Origin of the sequence: Pseudonocardia pini (assembly GCF_013870575.1) — a bacterium.
Classification (GTDB): Bacteria; Actinomycetota; Actinomycetes; order Mycobacteriales; family Pseudonocardiaceae; genus Pseudonocardia; species Pseudonocardia pini.
This window is the reverse complement of record NZ_JACBXB010001081.1, coordinates 1-1,396: the sequence shown is the minus strand read 5'-3', so window position 1 is coordinate 1,396 and position 1,396 is coordinate 1. Positions and strand designations below refer to the sequence as shown.

2 protein-coding genes and 1 pseudogene are annotated in these 1,396 nt (G+C 73.8%); 1 reads left to right on the top strand and 2 read right to left on the bottom strand.

Annotation, left to right across the window (positions count from 1 at the left end):
- Positions 1-275 (top strand): hypothetical protein (locus H5J29_RS32700; RefSeq protein WP_376768600.1); only part of this gene is annotated, 275 nt, incomplete at its 5' end.
- Between the two features lie 94 nt (positions 276-369).
- Here H5J29_RS32700 and H5J29_RS32695 read toward each other — a convergent pair.
- Complete coding sequence (locus H5J29_RS32695) at positions 370-768, bottom strand: SCO2097 family morphological protein (protein WP_181784758.1); 399 nt, start codon at positions 766-768, stop codon at positions 370-372.
- 189 nt (positions 769-957) lie between these two features.
- Positions 958-1,396 (bottom strand): annotated as a pseudogene (locus H5J29_RS32690) (SAM-dependent methyltransferase); the annotation flags it as partial.

Here is a 1,396-nt window from a genome sequence, read left to right as displayed (position 1 = left end):
CCCCCTCGGAGGCGGACACCGTCCGGAGCAGCGCCCGCGACCTCGTTCGGACCCACGACCTCGACGAGCGGACGCAGGACTCGCTCCGCGAGGTCGTGCAGCTGGTCGAGGCCGAGTGGTACGGCGAGGAGCCGCCGCCCGAGGGCGCGCTCCGCCGCCCGCTCGACGACGTCCTGGGTGCGGTCGCGGGATCGGGCAGGCGCGGGTGGGCCGCACGGCTGCTCCCCCGCTCCCTGCTCACCCAGGTCCGCGACCGGCGGGTCCCCACCGGCTGACCGCTTCGGTGCACCTCACCGAAAGCGGAGGGAGAGCACGCATACGTCGGAGCCGCGGCACAGGGCCGCGGCTCCGACGGTTGCTCGCGTCAGCTCACTCCTGCTCGAAGCGGCGGCGGAAGCGCTCCTCCATGCGGCCGGTGAACCGGTTGCGATCCGGCTCGGCCTGCTTGTCGCCGGCGGGGGCGGAGCCGCCCTTGCCGCCGGCACCACGGGAACTGATGGCCAGCATCGTCCCGCCGAGCATGGCCAGGAAGCCGACCACGCTCACGATGGGTACGGCTCCGACGAGATCACGCAGCGGGGCGACCGCCACCCCGACGACCAGCAGCACCAGACCCACCGCGAACAGCGCGATGCCCTGGAGCCGACGGCGGCGGCTCGGCTTGCGCAGCTTGGAGCCGCGCACGGTAGAGGCGAACTTGGGGTCCTCGGCGTAGAGAGCACGCTCGATCTGTTCGAGCATGTGCTGCTCGTGCTCGGAGAGGGGCATGACGTCCTCCGGCACAACGGTCACGGGATGTCCCCCCACCAGGGTGCCCTGCGGTGGCGGAACGAGCGCCCAGGGAGGGCCTCTGGTGATGAGGATACGAGGCAAAGGCCCAGCCCACTACCCAGAGGTCACATCCGGGTCGTACCGATCTTCCAACGGCCGTCCTGAATGTCTGAAAGGTGATCGACGTCACGCCTCGACGCGGGCGAGGACGTGCAGCCGGGCCGCGATCTCGCGCAGTGCGGGCACCCCGGCGGCCAGCTCCTCGAGCTCCGCGGCGCTGCGCACGGCGGCGGGACCGCCCTCGCGCACCGCGTTCGGCAGCCAGGCCTCCAGCACGCCGTCGCCCTGGACGAGCTCGACGCGCAGCCTGCCGGTGCCCTCCAGGAGCTCCCCGATGCCGGGGGCGTCGAGCCTGCGGCGGAGGACGTCGTCGGGCCCGTAACGGCCGTCCGGGTCGGTGAGCACGGCGCGGGCCTCGTCCAGCCGACCGGCGAGGACGTGCCAGAGCACGGCGGCGTGCCTGCTCTCGGCGAGCACGGAGACCGCGGCACCGGGGGCCGCGACGGCGGCCAACGCGGCCGCGGCGCGGGCCGGATCGTCGACCACCTCGAGCAGCCCGTGCCCG